Annotated in this window: 15 protein-coding genes; 5 read left to right on the forward strand and 10 right to left on the reverse strand. The window is 28.6% G+C overall.

Annotated features, from left to right (window positions below; genetic code table 11):
* Positions 1–7: 7 nt before the first annotated feature.
* A complete protein-coding gene (locus MKD41_RS14335; protein WP_240243031.1) occupies positions 8–1,018 on the forward strand; it encodes a type IX secretion system membrane protein PorP/SprF in 1,011 nt (336 codons plus the stop codon).
* Between the two features lie 69 nt (positions 1,019–1,087).
* On the opposite strand, the gene murI is transcribed toward MKD41_RS14335, so the two are convergent.
* The 8 genes from murI to MKD41_RS14375 form a co-directional block, all read right to left on the reverse strand.
* Positions 1,088–1,858, reverse strand: coding sequence for a glutamate racemase (gene murI, locus MKD41_RS14340; RefSeq protein ID WP_240243032.1), 771 nt, complete (start codon positions 1,856–1,858; stop codon positions 1,088–1,090).
* Between the two features lie 173 nt (positions 1,859–2,031).
* Positions 2,032–2,532: an OmpH family outer membrane protein gene (locus MKD41_RS14345; protein WP_240243033.1), complete on the reverse strand. Its 501-nt coding sequence runs from the start codon at positions 2,530–2,532 to the stop codon at positions 2,032–2,034.
* A gap of 19 nt (positions 2,533–2,551) precedes the next feature.
* The gene (locus MKD41_RS14350; RefSeq protein WP_240243034.1) at positions 2,552–3,343 is read right to left on the reverse strand and encodes an OmpH family outer membrane protein; all 792 of its coding nucleotides are present in this window, start codon (positions 3,341–3,343) and stop codon (positions 2,552–2,554) included.
* A 155-nt stretch (positions 3,344–3,498) separates the two neighbouring features.
* Positions 3,499–6,075, reverse strand: a complete 2,577-nt coding sequence (bamA, locus tag MKD41_RS14355; RefSeq protein ID WP_240243035.1) for an outer membrane protein assembly factor BamA — start codon at positions 6,073–6,075, stop codon at positions 3,499–3,501.
* Positions 6,068–6,823, reverse strand: coding sequence for an isoprenyl transferase (locus MKD41_RS14360; RefSeq protein ID WP_240243036.1), 756 nt, complete (start codon positions 6,821–6,823; stop codon positions 6,068–6,070). Before MKD41_RS14360 ends, bamA begins: the two co-directional genes overlap by 8 nt.
* On the reverse strand, positions 6,823–7,503 hold the full coding sequence (locus MKD41_RS14365; protein ID WP_240243037.1) for a DUF6089 family protein: 681 nt from the start codon (positions 7,501–7,503) through the stop codon (positions 6,823–6,825). Before MKD41_RS14365 ends, MKD41_RS14360 begins: the two co-directional genes overlap by 1 nt.
* A gap of 399 nt (positions 7,504–7,902) precedes the next feature.
* On the reverse strand, positions 7,903–8,784 hold the full coding sequence (locus MKD41_RS14370) for an NAD kinase (RefSeq protein ID WP_240243038.1): 882 nt from the start codon (positions 8,782–8,784) through the stop codon (positions 7,903–7,905).
* A 2-nt stretch (positions 8,785–8,786) separates the two neighbouring features.
* Complete coding sequence (locus MKD41_RS14375; protein ID WP_240243039.1) at positions 8,787–9,446, reverse strand: CBS domain-containing protein; 660 nt, start codon at positions 9,444–9,446, stop codon at positions 8,787–8,789.
* Positions 9,447–9,706: 260 nt separating this feature from the next.
* Between MKD41_RS14375 and MKD41_RS14380 the strand changes: the two genes are divergently transcribed.
* The 4 genes from MKD41_RS14380 (at position 9,707) to tig (ending at position 13,163) form a co-directional block, all read left to right on the forward strand.
* Entirely contained in the window at positions 9,707–10,423 is a 717-nt protein-coding gene (locus MKD41_RS14380) for a pyridoxine 5'-phosphate synthase (RefSeq protein ID WP_240243040.1), read from the forward strand.
* 160 nt (positions 10,424–10,583) lie between these two features.
* Complete coding sequence (locus tag MKD41_RS14385; protein ID WP_240243041.1) at positions 10,584–11,351, forward strand: alpha/beta fold hydrolase; 768 nt, start codon at positions 10,584–10,586, stop codon at positions 11,349–11,351.
* A gap of 45 nt (positions 11,352–11,396) precedes the next feature.
* On the forward strand, positions 11,397–11,747 hold the full coding sequence (locus MKD41_RS14390) for a phage holin family protein (RefSeq protein ID WP_240243042.1): 351 nt from the start codon (positions 11,397–11,399) through the stop codon (positions 11,745–11,747).
* Between the two features lie 93 nt (positions 11,748–11,840).
* Positions 11,841–13,163, forward strand: coding sequence for a trigger factor (tig, locus tag MKD41_RS14395; RefSeq protein WP_240243043.1), 1,323 nt, complete (start codon positions 11,841–11,843; stop codon positions 13,161–13,163).
* Between the two features lie 89 nt (positions 13,164–13,252).
* Here tig and MKD41_RS14400 read toward each other — a convergent pair whose 3' ends face one another.
* Positions 13,253–15,085: a pyruvate kinase gene (locus tag MKD41_RS14400; RefSeq protein WP_240243044.1), complete on the reverse strand. Its 1,833-nt coding sequence runs from the start codon at positions 15,083–15,085 to the stop codon at positions 13,253–13,255.
* 76 nt (positions 15,086–15,161) lie between these two features.
* The gene (locus tag MKD41_RS14405; RefSeq protein ID WP_240243045.1) at positions 15,162–16,493 is read right to left on the reverse strand and encodes a DEAD/DEAH box helicase; all 1,332 of its coding nucleotides are present in this window, start codon (positions 16,491–16,493) and stop codon (positions 15,162–15,164) included.
* Positions 16,494–16,607: the final 114 nt, after the last annotated feature.

Below are 16,607 nucleotides of genomic sequence, written 5' to 3' on the forward strand. Positions count from 1 at the left end.
ACTAATGATGAATAAATATATATACAGTATTATAGCTATCTTCTATATTAGTACAACTATGTATAGTCAAGAATATATATACTCAAATCAAAATAAACTATTAGGAAGTTTAAACCCTAGTTTTTATGGTTTTGATGAAGTGCCACATGTAGGGGTTTCATATGGAACTCAAAAAGTTTTAAATAACGATAGTAATATAGAAAATAGCTATGCTTTTGGTTCAACCTTTTTTGAAGATTATAACTTTTCATTAGCTTTAGATGTAAACCTTTTTAAAATTTCATCACTTGGATATACAGGTACTCAAGCTAATTTGCACTATATCTATAAAACTAATTTAACCTATGAGTGGGTTTTAAATACATCACTTTCTTTAGGATATGGAAATAATAAATTAGACTTTTCGTCATTAGTTTTTGAAGATCAGATTAATATTTTAACAGGTAATATTTCAGGTTTTTCCATAGATCCTGTAAATGCAAATAATAGGGTAAGTTTTTTTGATTTAGGAGCAGGTGCACATATACACAATAGTAGAAATATGTTTTTTGGATTAAATCTAAAACATTTAAACCAGCCCAATATTTCTTTAAATGATGAAGCCGATGATAATAAAGAACTTTTAATTTCTTTACAAGCTGGTTACGAAATAGATTTAAATCCGTTTAGAAGAGATTTTTTACCGAGAAATTCATTTTTGTTTTTGTATGGGTCAATGACTAAACAAGGTATAAAATCTAGGTTTGATTTCTACCAAGAAGCTATTTTTGATGATTTTTCACTGGGTATAAATCAACATGTTAATAATTATGAAGGCGCTTCATTAACATCTTTTGGTACATCAGCAAGTATTTTTCTAGATCAAATGGAAATTGGTGCTAATTATTCTTTTGAAATAAGTAGTAAAAAATTAACAGGTATGCCGTATAATTATTTTGAAATATTTATTTCTTTTGATTTCTTTGAATTAAGGCAACGAAGAAGAGGAAATAATAGTAGGTTTTATAGTTTTTATTAAACCTAATTTTACAAAAAAGTTTATAACTTTATAAAATAAATTAAAGATATTAGACTTTAATTGACAATATTAAAATGAAGTAATTGTGTTTACCTGGGTAAATTTAGCTAGTATAGTTTTATTTCCATTTGTATAGAAAAGATGTGTCGGTGCTGTAGAATTTGTATTTAATAAGTTGTTTTTATTTAATACTGCTTTTGTTTGTTTAGCAACGGCTTTTCCAGAATCTATAATGTTTACGTTAGACCCAATTATTTTTTTTATTTCTGGAATTAAGTAAGGGTAATGTGTACAGCCTAAAACTAAATGGTCTATATTAAATTTAAGCATGGGTTTTAAATAGGTTTCAAGTAATTGAATAATTTCTGGTGCATTTAATTTACCAGCTTCAATTAATGGAACTAAACCAGAGCCTTCCTGTTCTATTATGTTTAATTTACTAGTATATTCTTTTGCTGTTTTTTCAAATAATTTACTAGATAAAGTTCCTTTTGTAGCTAAGATACCAATAGCACCAGTTTTGCTATACAAAGCAGCTGGCTTTATAGCAGGTTCTATGCCTATAAATGGAATATTATAGTGTTTTCTTAAATAATCTATAGCATTTGTAGTTGCAGTGTTACAAGCAATAATAATTAGCTTACAGCCTTTAGAAATAAGTAGTTCTGTATTTTTTATAGCTAAAGCAATAATTTTTTCAGAAGGTTTTTCTCCATAAGGAGCATTTTTACTATCGGCTATATAAATAGTATTTTCATAGGGCAATAAGGTTACAACTTCTTTCCAAATTGAAGTGCCACCAATACCCGAATCAAATAAGCCAATAGGTTGTTTATTCACATTAAAAATCTTTTAGATGAAATGAATTCTAAATGTACAAAAAAGCTGTCTAAAAAGTGAAATTTTCGTCTGCCTGTATGTATTCAGGTCTCAGTATAATGAGTTTCTGAACCAGGTTCAGAATGACGTATTTCAAATCTTTCTAGACAGCCTATTAATTTATAGGTGATTTTTTATTGAATACCTAATTTAGCTTTTACTGCAGGTAATAAATCTGTACCATTAGCAACAATAATACTAGAAGCATCTAAAACATAAGTAAACCCTTGTTCTTTGGCAACATCTTCAATTGCTTTTCTAGCTTTTTCTAGAATTGGTTTTAATTTATCATCTCTTTTTTTAGCAATATCTTGTTGTGCAATTTGAGAAGCTTGGTATAAGTTTTGTCTATCTTGTTGAACTTCTACACTTCTTTGTTGATTTACTTCGTCAGTTTGAGAAGCTACTTCAGCTTCATATTTTTTTAATTTAGCTTCAAGTTTATCATTTTCTGCTTTTAACTCAGATTCGTATGTTTTACTTAATTTTTCTAAATCTGCATTTAAAGTTTTAGTTTCTGGCATAAGACTTAATAATAAATCTGTGCTTATGTGTCCTACTTTAGTTTGGGCTTGAACCGAGTTAAACCCTAAAGTAATTACTGCAATTAATAATAAAGTTCTAAATTGTTTCATTTTATTCTTGTTGTTTAAATTAATTTTCTTTGTTTTCTTGTTCTTTCGCTTTTTTTGCGTTTTCTATAGCTTGTATTCTTTGTAATCTTTTAGCTTCAATAGCTTTTTTTAGTTCTTCTCTTTTTTGTAATTGTAAAGCTCTTTTTTCTTCTATTTTTTGTTGTAATGCTGCTTTTTTAGCTTCTTTTTCGGTTAATTTTTTTTCAGTTTCTGTAACTTCTTGGTTATCACTTTCAGAGTTTACAATAGTACTGTTAATACCTTGTTGTTTTTCTTTAGCAGCTTCTATTTTTTTCTCTCTAGTAATACTGTTTATTACCAACTCACTAATGTCGTATTCTTTATTTGTATATAACATTACTAAATCTGTTGATTTATCTAAAACAAAATCAAATTTTCTTTTTACTGCAATATCTTGTATTGCATTGTAAACTAAATCTTGAATTGGTTGTACCAATTGTTGTCTTAATAAAAATAAATCTCCTTCAACTCCAAAATAAGAGTCTTGTAATTTTTTTAATTCTAAAGTTTTAATTTGTATATCTTCTTCTTTATCTAAAATTAATTCTTTAGTCATTAAAGCTTTTTCAATATTTAATTCATCTTTTAAAGCTTCAATTTCTTGTTGTTGTTTTTCAATATTCTGTTGCCATGTTAAGGCTTTAGAATTTAATTTAGATTGTGCTTCATTATATTCTGGAATATTTTCTAAAATATATTCCATATCTATATAACCAATCCTTTGAGCTTTTTGCGCAATTGCCGAAAACCCTATAATTAAAAATGCAAATAAAAGAACTTTTTTTGTCATAACTAATATGTATTTAGAAAAAACCGTGCCAATTTATAATTCATGTACCTATATAACCTTTTTTAACGGTCACATGTTGTTCGTTATTTGTTATTATCTCATACGAATAATTTTTTTGAGTGGCTCGTTTCATTTACAAATATAAGAGTTTTACATTAGAATTGTTGTCCTATTATAAAGTGTGTTTGCCAACCTGATTTTTCTGTTCCACCAGGTAGTGGATCGAAACCGTGTGCAAAATCAATACCAAGCAATCCAAAGGCTGGCATAAAGATTCTTAAACCTACACCTGCAGATCTTTTTAATTGGAAAGGGTTAAATTCTTTAAAGCCATCGTAAGAGTTACCTGCTTCTAAAAATCCTAAAGCATAGATAGATGCAGAAGGTTTTAGTGTAATTGGGTATCTAACTTCCATTTGGAACTTATTGTAGATGGTTCCTCCTGCAATTGAAGATAGTTGTCCGTTTTCATAACCTCTTAAGGCAATGGTTTCTCTACCATCTAATTGGTATGATGCCATACCGTCTCCACCAACAAAATAACGTTCAAAAGGAGAATCTCCAACTTCATCGTTGTAGTTTCCTAAAAATCCAAATTCTATATTAGACATTAATACAACATCTTTAGTTAAAGAGGTGTACCATTTTCCTTTAAAAAAGGCTTTGTAGTATTCTAACCATTTATATTTTTCTGCTAATTCCATAGAGTCGTAATCTTTATCGTTTAATAAAGAGTATGGAATTGTAAGTTTTGCTCCTATGGCAAATTCTGAACCTCCTTTTGGAAATATTGGGTTTGGTCCTGCAGAATTTCTTCCAAGCGTAATATTATAGGCTAAATTATTTAAATTACCATTACTTAAAGTTAGGTTACCAATACTCATTCCGTAATCTTTAAGGTCGTATAGTTGGTAACTAATACTTTGCGATAGTGTAAAATAATCATCAGGCCATTTTAAACGTTGTCCTAAACCTACAGTTGCACCAACTATGTTTAAACGTTGATCTTTATCAACATCGTTAGAGTAGTAATCGTATCTAAATTGTTTAGAATTATACACAGAAAAAGATAATGATCTCGGTTTTTTACCACCTAGCCAAGGCTCTGTAAAAGAAAAACTAGATGTTGTGTAGTATCTACTTTTTTGTAAACGTAAAGATAGTGTTTGCCCGTCTCCCATTGGAAGCGGTTTATATGCTTTTTTATTGAAAATATTACGTGTTGAAAAGTTATTGAATGAAAGTCCTAAGGTTCCAATAAAAGAGCCACCACCGTAACCACCTTGTAATTCTATTTGACTAGAACCTTTTTCGGCAACTGTATAATCTATATCTACAGTTTTGTCTGTATGGTTTGGAGAAATATCTGGAGTAATTGCTTCAGCATCAAAAAAGCCTAATTGGCCAATTTCTCTAATGGTTCTAATAATATCAGCTTTACTGTATAAATATCCTGGTTTTGTGCTTATTTCTCTATAAATTACGTGGTCGTTTGTTCTGTCATTACCGTTTACTGTTACTTTATTAATTTTGGTAATTTGATCTTCGTAAATTCTAATTTCTACATCAATAGAATCGTTATTTACTCTTGTTTCAACCGGCATTACACGCGAAAATAAATATCCGTTGTTTTGGTACTCTGTAGCAATATCTTGAGAGTCTGGAGAGCCATCACCTGTAACACGTTCTTTTAATAACTTACCGTTGTAGGTATCTCCTTTTTCAATTCTTAAAACTCGTTGTAATTGTTCATCTGTATATTTACTGTTTCCAATAAATTTAATATCACCAAAAATATATTTTTTACCTTCTTCAATTTTAAGGTTTAAGTTTAATGTATTGTCGTCGTTCCAAGTAAGTGAGTGGTCTAAAATTCTTGCATCTCTATGTCCTCTTTCGCTGTATGTAGTTATAATGTTTTCTAAGTCTTCATTAAAATCAGCATCTATATATTTAGAACCTTTCCAAAATCTACCAAGCATTTTCTTTTTGGTATTTTTCATTGCTTTTCTAAGTTTCTTATCACTTAAAGCTTCATTGCCTTCAAAATTAATGTTCTTAATTTTTACTTTTTCACCCTTATCAATATGCACTAACATATTAACTATGTTTACATCAGAAGTGTCTTTTTTTGTATCTAAAGAAACTTTGGTTTTTAAAAATCCTTTTTCTTGGTATTTCTTTTTAAAATAATTTGTAGTGGTAACTAATAAGTTATCTGTTACCATAGCACCTCTTTTTAACTCGGCATCTTTTTGAAGTTCTTTTGCTTTACTAGTTTTTACACCTGTAATTGTAATGTTGTTTAGTTGTGGTAGTTCTTCAACTTCAAACTCTAAATAAACAGTAGTACCATCTATTTTTGCAACGTATACTTCTACATTACTAAATTGCTTTGTTTCGTATAGTTTTTTTATGGCGCTTGTTAATTTGTCTCCAGGAAGTTTAATTTCTTGACCAACTTTTAATCCAGTGAATACTTTTACGGTTTGCTCTTCAAATTTTTGAAGGCCTTTTACTGTTATTCCTCCAAGTTCGTAAGAACTATCTTTAATAAATTTTGCATTTGATACAGTTGGCAAAACTGAGTCTTTTTTAATAGTGTCATTTGCAATTTCACTATTTTTTATATCAACATTTTTGTTGTTATTGGTTTGTTCTTCTTGCGCATTTAGCGAATTAAAACTTAAAATAACGGTAAAAAGTAAAAGGGCTATTTTTAAATTATTCATTTATTTTTATAATTTGTTCACTGGTTTTTCCAAACCTTCGTTCTCTATTTTGATACTCTAAAATTGCATTAAACAGATTTTCTTTTTTAAAATCTGGCCAAAGTGTATTTGTAAAGTACAATTCGGCATACGCTATTTGCCACAATAAAAAATTGCTGATTCTTTTTTCTCCGCTTGTACGAATTAAAAAATCAACATTAGGCAAAGAAAACGTATATAAATGATTATTTATAATATTTTCATCAATTTCTTCAAGTTGAAGCTTATTATTAACAACTTTTTTTGATATATTTCTGATAACATTAACAATTTCATCTCTTGATCCATAGCTTAACGCTAGTGTTAAGGTTAAAGCTGTGTTGTTTTTGGTTTTATCTATTACTTCAGTTAGCTCTTTTTGAGCACTTTCTGGTAAATCATGAAGATTACCAATGGTATTTAATTTAATATTGTTTTTTTGAAGTATTTTTAATTCTTTTTTAAGTGAAGAAACCAATAAAGCCATTAATGTTTTTACTTCTAATTTTGGACGTTTCCAGTTTTCTGTAGAAAAGGCGTATAACGTTAAATACTTAACACCTATTTCTCCACATGCTTCTATGGTTTCACGTACAGAGTTTACGCCATTTTTATGTCCAAAAACGCGCGGTTTATTTTTAAGTTTAGCCCATCTACCATTACCATCCATTATTATGGCTACATGTTTTGGGACTTGATTTTTTAAGATATTATTTTTTAATGCTTCCATTAATAGGGTGTTGCGTAACAAGGTGGTCTTCCAAAAGTATAAACTAGGTTAATACCACTAAAAATATACCAATCATTACTATCTGGATTTCCAAATTGTAATGCTTTTATTTCATAATTATTATAATCTATATCATCTACAAAAGTATAACGAGCTCTTAGTTCTATTGCTATTGCAAAATCTCCAAATAATTTGGTTTTATAACCTACACCAAAAGGAACAGCAAAAGATGTGTTTGCTTCGTATTCATAATTAGAACTATCGGTTCCGCCAACTATTGTTTTATAATTAAAAGCAGCAATTTCAAATAATAAATATGGAGTGCTTGTTTTTCTAAAATCATCTAAATTGTATTCGAAGTAATTAAATTCTAACCCAATAGCTAGTTCCTTTATGCTGTTTGTAAATTTAATACCTCTATTATAACGTGCCAGATTAGATGAGTTTTTGTCATCTGCTTCTATTTGTGCAAAGGTAAAAGTACCTCTAAAAGAAAGGCGTGGGTTTTTATTCCATTTATAAATTAACCCTCCCATTAAACTGTTGGGGTTAATATAATTTTCTTTTCCAATATCTCCAATATAGTTACTACCACCAACCATTATTCCAATTTCATGAATTTGTGAAATGGAAGTTGTTGTGATACAGATAAATGCAATAAGTAAAATATTATTTTTCATAATATAAAATAGCGAGCAAATATAAATAAATATACTTGCTTATAGAAGTTTAACAATGTCTTTTTTGATAAACTGTTTATATCTGAAAATATTGTTGAAGTTTAAAGCCTACTTTAGAAATAATAATTGACTCAATAAAAAAACATACATTGTATATTTTTTATTTTTAATATTAAATGTAATTTTTAGTCGTTATTAAGTCACCTTTAAAAATAAAGGAAAGGTTTGTGTATATAAGGTTAATTAGCTGATAAAGTGTAGAGTATTCTCTAATTTTGGTAAAAAATTTAAATTTCTTTTTTAAATATTAATAATATTTATTCGCTAAAAACGAGTGTTTAATGTCTTAAAGTTTTTAGAAATAATTTTTTAGATGCCAATTAGGTATACATAGAAGAATTAATTCCTAGTATCTTGTCCCCAAAGTAACTTCTCTCTTAGTGTTTTTATAAATGTTTGATCTTTAAATTGTACCACTTTTAAGTTAAAATCTGATTTTTTAACCGTTATTTCGGTATTGTTGTCTATGGTTTTAATTCTAGAATCTAAAGATAAAAAGAAATGATCTTCTCTTCCGCTTACAGTAAATGTTATTTTTGTATCATCTGGTATAACTAATGGTCTTGCATTTAAATTGTGTGGTGCAATTGGTGTAAGTACAAAACTTTTGGCTTGCGGTGTTATAATAGGTCCTCCACAACTTAATGAATATCCAGTAGAACCTGTCGGTGTTGCAATAATTAATCCGTCAGCCCAATAAGAGTTTAAAAATTCATCATCTAAATACGTTTTAATAGTAATCATAGAAGCGGTATTTTTTCTGTTTACTGAAACTTCATTTAAAGCAAAATTTAACGTGTTTAAACCATCTACCTCTGGATATGTTGTAATGCTTAATAGAGAACGTTCTTTTAATTTGTACTCTTTTTTTAGAAGTAAATTTACCGCATTTAAGATATTTTCTTTTTGTACGGTTGCCAAAAACCCTAATCTACCTGTATTTATACCTACAATTGGAATATTTGAGGCTCTTATAAAAGTAACAGCTCTTAAAATTGTTCCATCTCCACCAATGGTAAACATAAAATTAAATGTGTTATCTAATTCTTTATAAGATGTAAAAGTTTTATACTTTTTTATGTTCAGATGTTTTTTAAGGGATTTGTAATATTTTAATTCAATTACAAAATCTATATTGTTAGAGGTTAATATTTGAAATAAATTCTCTACATAAGCACTATCTTCAATTTTAAAATACTGACCGTAAATTGCTACTTTCATTCTTAAATGTTTAAGTATTTTTGTAAGTAATCAGACCTTTCTTTAAGCTCTTCTAAATAAAAATCTTCTTTATGTTTTGATAAAACGGTGTAATTATAGCGTCTAAAAGCTTGTATAATTTCGTTAATATCTCGAGCACTAAATTTAAGTGTAATTTTAACAATAGCACCTGAAGTTTCCGAAATAAATAACCCAGATATTTTCCCGTTATTAGTTTCTACAATTTGACATACTTGACTAAACGAAAAATCTAAAATTTCCTTTTCTAATTGCAATACAACACCTTCATTATTTAAAAAAGGCGTTTCGTTATAAACGTGTAAAATGTCAATTAAATCTAAATAACCTAAATAAGTGTGGTCGTCTTTAATTACAGGAACTAAATTAGTTTCGTTAGCAGCAAAAGCTTTAATTAATTCTAATAAATTTTCAGATTGGAGTGTGAAAAATAATTTAATTAAATAGCTAAAGTCTTCTAAGTTTTTTTCATCGTCATTAATTTCATCAATATCAATTTTTGAAATTAAACCTAAAAGCTTAGCGTCTTCTACAACAGGAAAATGGGAAAATGCAGTTTCTTTAAAAAATAATTTTATAGCTTTTACCGAACTATTGCTGGTAAAAGGTTTAAATTTTTTAAGTATAAAAGGGGCGGTTTCCATATTGTTCACTATTATAGTACAAATAAATCAAAAATAAATCCAAAACGTAAGCTTAAGCTAATTTAATTTTAAAAAATATGTAAATAAATAGATTTGTTTTTTTACTAAAAGCTCTTAAAATTAATAAATATATACATGTTAGCGTACTGTTTTTAATTGTTATAAAAGTAAAAGAAACCATTTATATGTAATATTTTAAGGTTAAATTAGGTATTAGTTTGTAAATTTGCTTCGCTTTTTAATTTTTAAAAATTTTAGCAATGACAAAATTAAGTGTAAACGTAAATAAAATTGCAACTTTACGTAATTCTAGAGGTGGAGATTTTCCAAATGTAGTAAAAGTATCATCTGATATTCAAGATTTTGGAGCAGAGGGGATTACCATTCACCCAAGGCCAGATGAACGTCATATTCGTTATAAAGATGCGTATGATTTAAAAGAAATTGTAACTACCGAATTTAATATTGAAGGAAATCCAATTAAGAAATTTATGGATATGGTGCTTGCAATTCGTCCAACACAAGTTACTTTGGTGCCAGATGCTGTTGATGCAGTTACTTCAAACGCTGGTTGGGATACAATTACCCATCAAGCTTTTTTACAAGAAGTTATTACCGAATTTAAGTCTAAAGGAATAAGAACGTCAGTTTTTATTGATACAGATTTTAAACTGATAGAAGCTGCAGCAAAAACTGGAGCAGATAGAATTGAATTGTATACCGAAGATTTTGCAACGCAATATGCCTTGGGAAACAAAGATGCTATAATTCCATACACAAAAAGTGCAGAATTAGCTACAGAACTTGGTTTAGGAATTAATGCCGGACACGATTTAAGTTTAAATAATATTAAGTTTTTTGCAGAAAATATTCCAAATCTTTTAGAAGTTTCTATTGGGCACGCATTAATTACAGAATCTCTTTATTTGGGATTAGAAAATGTGGTGAATATGTATAAATATAAGTTAAAAGTTTAAAAGTTAGAAAAAGGGGAGAAGTTAAAGAGCTAATACTTTGACCGCGGCTGAGCGTAGTAGAAGCTAAAATAGTATAAAATAGTTATGGCAATCTCAAAATTTAAGATTAAAAATTGAGAAAATTAAATACCAATGCCAACAATTAAACGATTTAACAAAAATGATTCTACATTCAAAAATTTTAGGTACCGGAACACCATTGCTTATTTTACATGGGTATTTTGGAATGGGTGATAATTGGAAATCTTTAGGGAATAAATTTGCAGAAAATTACCAAGTTCATTTAATAGATCAACGTAATCATGGACGTAGTTTTCATACCTATGATTTTGATTATGAGTTGCTCGTTGAAGATTTATTTAAATATATACAACATTATAATTTAGAAAAAGTAGTAATTTTAGGACATTCAATGGGAGGAAAAACAGCTATGCTTTTTGCAGTTACTTTTCCTGATTATGTAGATAAATTAATAATTGCAGATATTAGTCCTAGATATTACAAGCCGCATCACCAACAAATTTTAGCCGCATTAAACGTTATAAATTTCGAAATACAAAATACAAGAAATAAAGTAGCAGAAACTTTAAAAATTTATATTAAAGATCCCGGAATACTTCAATTTTTACTTAAAAATGTCTATAGAAAAACAAAAGAGCAATTGGCATATAGGTTTAATTTAGAAAGTTTAACCGAAAACAATAATGAAGTTGGAGCAGCATTGCCTTCATTTACAGAATTTAATGGAGAAACATTATTTTTAAAAGGAGAAAAATCTGATTATATTACAAAAAATGAAGAGGGATTAATAGCAGCGCATTTTCCAAATTCAAAAATTGTAACTGTCAAAAATGCAGGGCATTGGCTTCACGCAGAAAATCCGACGCAGTTTTATAGCGAAGTTGTCACGTTTTTAAACAAAAAATAAATTTGGCATAGTTATAGACAGATTTAAGATATAAAAAATATATACATGAAATTAATTTTAAGAATTTTATTAACAGCTATAGCCGTAATTATTTTAGCTAGCTTTTTACCAGGCGTAGCAATTGCTAGCTATACAAGTGCAATTATTGTAGCCGTAGTTTTAGGAATTTTAAGAGTAACAGTAAAACCATTATTAATATTTTTTACTTTACCCGCTACCATTGTAACACTCGGACTCTTTTTATTGGTAATAAATGCAGTAATTATTTTACTAGCAGATTATTTTGTTAGTGGATTTTCAGTTTCAGGATTTTGGATTGCATTATTATTTAGTGTACTACTATCTATATTCCAATCGGTATTGTATTCTTTTTTAGAAGAAGATAAACAAAAATAGTTGAATTTGAACAGGTTAAATATTTGTCAAGTACGCAAAAAGTAGTACTTTTGCACCCAATTTTGAATGATTTTAAGATAAAAACAACATAAAATGAATATTACAAAAGAAAGTGTTGATGCATTAAATGCAGTAGTAAAGGTTGAAATTTCAGCTGCTGATTACCAAGAGAAAGTAGATAAGATTTTACAAGATTACCGTCAAAAAGCTGACATTCCAGGATTTAGAAAAGGGCATGTGCCAATGGGAATGATAAAAAAGCAATACGGTAAATCTATAATGATAGACGAGGTTAATAAGCTACTTCAAGAATCTTTAAACAACTATTTAGTTGAAGAAAAATTAGATATCTTAGGAAATCCATTGCCAAAAATGCAAGAAGATTTTAACTGGGATAAAGAAGATTATGAATTTGAATTTGAATTAGGTTTAGCTCCTGAGTTTGATGTAGATTTAGATGCAAAAAATAAAATAACACAATACAATATTGTTGCAGATAAAGATCTTTTAGATAAAGAAGTAGAAAATATCCAAAAACGTTTTGGTAAAATTGTACCTCAAGAAACAGTAGTAGAAGGTGTAAATATTGCAGGTACTTTTGCTAACGAAGAAAAAGGAATTGATAAAAAATCTACAATAGAATTAGATTCAATAAAAGGAAAAGTAAATAAAAAGAAATTTATTGGAGCTAAAGTTGGTGATGTTATTGAATTACAATCTAAAGGATTGTTTGATGACGAACATAAATTAATGGGTGCTTTAGGTGTAGGTCATGACGAGATTCACGGTTTAGATATTCCTTTAACTTTTACAATTGAAGAAATTAGTGTAACTGAATTAGCCGAAGTTAATCAAGAATTATTTGATAAAGTTTTTGGACCAGATATTGTAAAATCTGAAGAAGAACTTAGAGAAAAAATAAAAGAAGATGCTGAAAAGCAATTTCAAACACAAGCAGATCAACAATTATTAAATGCAGTAACTGAATATTTAGTAGAAAATACTAAATTCGATTTACCTGCAGAATTTTTGAAAAAATGGTTAGCTGTAGCTGGTGAAAAACCAATCTCTCCAGAACAAGCTTCTGAAGAATATGAAAAATCTGAAAAAGGTTTACGTTACCAATTAATTGAAGGAAAAGTATTAAAAGATAACGATATAAAACTTGATTTTGAAGAGTTAAAAGACTTTACAAAAGGTTTTGTAAAAGCACAAATGGCACAATACGGGCAATTAAATCCAGCAGAAAAAGAATTGGATGATATTGTACAACGTGTATTAAGCAATCAAGATGAAGCTAAACGTTTACAAGAACAATTAGTAAGTCAAAAATTATTAGCTTTCTACAAAGAAAAAATCACGTTTAAAGTAAAAGAATTAAATTACGAAGAATTTGTAAAGGAAGTTTACAAATAGAGTAAAAACAATCATTCCTGTGAAAACAGGAATCTAAAAATATTAAAAACTCCTTAAATTTTAAAAATTAAGGAGTTTTTTTATGTTTTTTACAACTCTTTAGAAAATTCTAATTTAGGCAATATTGCTATTTTTTTATTTTGAATAGATTGCATTTTACATAAAATTTTATCGAGCATTTTTACAGCTTTTTCAATATATATACCTTTATTTAACATTGCGCAAGAAACACGTTGAGACATTGCAGCATCTGTAATTTCAGCTCTTGTTGGAATTCCTTTTTTTGCTAAATTTTCCAATACTTGAGTTGCCCAAATATCGGGTATATGAGCAGCTTCACAAATATGAATTATCTCTTCTTGAATAACTGCAAAATTTTTCCACCCCGTTTCAATAGCTAAATCTCCCCGAGCAATCATAACTCCAATTGGATAATTTTCCATAGCTTTTAATAAAATGCTTGGTAAATTTCTAAAGGCTTTTTTGGTTTCAATTTTTAATACAATACTTAAATCAGCATTCAGTTTTTTAAATTCATTTAGTAGATCTTCAACGTCGTTTTTAGAGTTTACAAAAGAAAAATTTACAGCATCTGCATTTTTAGCAACAAATTTTAGGTCTTCTTTATCTTTTTCTGTTAAGCCATTAATTCCTAAGTCGCTATTCGGAAGGTTAATTCCTTTATCCGCTTTAAGTTTACTTCCATTTTTTTTGGCATTGGTGATTTTTATCAATAAAAAATCTGAAGCAACTTCTTTTATAATACCTTCAATTTTACCATCGTCAAAATAAATTAATTCGCCTTTTTTTACTTCAGAAAACAGTTGAGGTAATGTGCACGAAATATGTGGGTATTCAATTAAATTTCCAGCTTCATCATATTTTGTAGGTTCTCCTAAAATTGGTGCTTTATTTAATTTTAAAGTATCGCCTTCAAATAAAAAAATAATTTCTTCTAAGGGCAATATTTCGTGAACGGTATGTATTTCTGAAGTCGATTTTTTCTCTAAAAATACTGTTAATTGTGTGCCAGTAGTAACAAAAGCAGAATCTGAACAAGAAGCCCATCTTCCATAACCTTCTTTGCTTTCAATGGTGATTTTACATTTTTTACCTCTAGAATCTAAAAAAGTAACATAAGAGCCTTTTCGGGTTTTTTGCAACCATTTTTTATTTACGGGAATAATAGCATCAACTTCAGCGTTTTCTGGTGGAAGCATTCCAAAAGGTGCTAACCATACTTTTGCGGGCACTATAACTTGGCCTAAAGTGTTTCGTTTTGGTTTTATATGAATTACTTTGTAACCAGGTTTCATTTTGCCAGTTCTTAATTTTGGACCACCTAAATCCATAAATATTTTACAATTTGGATTTGCTTGTTTTGTGTTAGCAATAATTTTGCTCCAAACTGGTTCAGAATCGTGGGCGCAATTAATTCGTGCGGCATCCATTCCTAGAGCTGTAAGGTTTTTTGCAAAGTCTTTATCTTCTGAAGCTATGGTAGGTTGGGTTACTAAAATACGCGTGTTACGGTTTCTATCTATTTTACCAAATAAAGCATTTACGTGTTTTTTTATTAATTTTTTGCTTTCACTTTTTGTTAAAAATCCAGAAGTTTTTTCAACCTTATGGTTGTTTAATAAATGATTTATGATTGTTTTATAAACAAGTAAGTTGTGTAAAACACTGCTTTCTGAGCTTGATGTATTTGGCAATCCAATTTTACTTAATTTATCTTGAAAAACAGCATTATCAAAACTTCTAAGTGCTAAGTAGTGAATTAAGTTTTTAGCACTTTCCGTATAATTTGGATGTACACCTAAAATTTGGTTTTTATACCTATTCTCATATTCTAAGATTTTTTCTAAAATTAAATCTATTTGAATACGTATTTCTTCTAGTTTTTCGGTTTCAAAAAGCATACTTAAAAATTTGAATTAAAAGTACTAATATTTAGTATAATTATTGCTAATTGAATGCCTAAAAAAATGATAATTGTTACTTGCGTTTCTGACCTCTAGTTTTAGGTTTCTTGTATTTTTTTGCTATTTCGCGTCTATAAGATCCACCAAGGTTTTTCTTGCTATTTTTTTCTTTTTTCTCGTGAAAAGCAGCACCACTTGGTTCTGTTATTGTCTTTTTTCTACTGCTTTTTTCTGGTTCAACTTTTGGTAGTTCTTCATCAATCAATCTAGTGGAAATTTCAATGGTTTCAGGTAAATCTTCAACATCAATTTCAGTATTCATCAACAATTCAATTTCACCTAAATATTCAGCTTCTTCTTCATTAAAAAATGAAATAGCAGTACCTTCTTGTTCAGCTCTACCAGTTCTACCAATTCGGTGCATATAATTTTCAGGTTCTTCAGGAATATTAAAATTAATTACGTGACTCACCTCTGTGAAATCCAAACCTCGCGCAATAATATCACTTGCAATTAGTACATTAAAAAAACCTTTTTCAAAATTAGTTACTGCTCGTAAACGATAATTTTGGGTTTTATTAGAGTGAATTACATTTGTATCACCCGGAATTAAATCTTCTAATTCTTCGAATAAGATATTGGCTTGTTTCTTGTTTTTTACAAATACCAATACTTTTTTAAAAGTCTCTTTATCTTTTAGTAATTGCACTAAAAAGTTGACTTTTGTATAAAAATTTGGAACTGGATAAGCCAATTGTTTAATAGTATCTAAAGGACTTCCGCTTGCTGCAACTTCAATTTTTATAGGCGATTTAAAAAAGTCGTGGAGTAAATTGTTCACTTCTTTAGTTAAAGTTGCAGAGAATAAAATATTTTGTCTTTTTTTAGGTAGTAAATCTAATAAAGTTATTAGTTGCGCTCTAAAACCTAGGTTCATCATTTCATCAACTTCATCAATTACCAATTTCTGAATTTGTTTCAACTTTAAAATACCATCCAAGGCTAAATCTAACAATCTTCCAGGAGTTGCAACTAAAATATCTTGACCTTGATACACAATTTGTTTTTGCTTATTTAAATTTGTACCTCCATAAACACCGGTAAAACGCACATTTATATAAGGTGTTAAATTTTCAATTTCTTGTATTACCTGAACTACCAATTCTCTAGTTGGCACTACAATTAAAATACGTGGATGTTTTTGCTCAGAATAGGTGAGTTGTTTTAAAATTGGTAATAAATAAGCGTAGGTTTTTCCGGTTCCGGTTTGTGCAATTCCAACTACATCTCTACTGCTCATTATTACATTAAAAGCTTTTTCTTGAATAGGTGTTGGTGTTTCAAAACCCATTTCAGTAAGGGCGTCGAGTAAAAAGCGGTTTAGATTTAAATCGGAAAAAGTCATTTTTTTAGTTTTTGCAAATATAAGTCTTAAATTATAGTTTAAAGTAAATCAATCTATTATTCACTATAACTTTTGAAAAACTTACATTTTTGCCCTTCTTTAAAGTTGAATTGT

Source organism: Lutibacter sp. A64 (genome assembly GCF_022429565.1).
Taxonomy (GTDB): domain Bacteria; phylum Bacteroidota; class Bacteroidia; order Flavobacteriales; family Flavobacteriaceae; genus Lutibacter.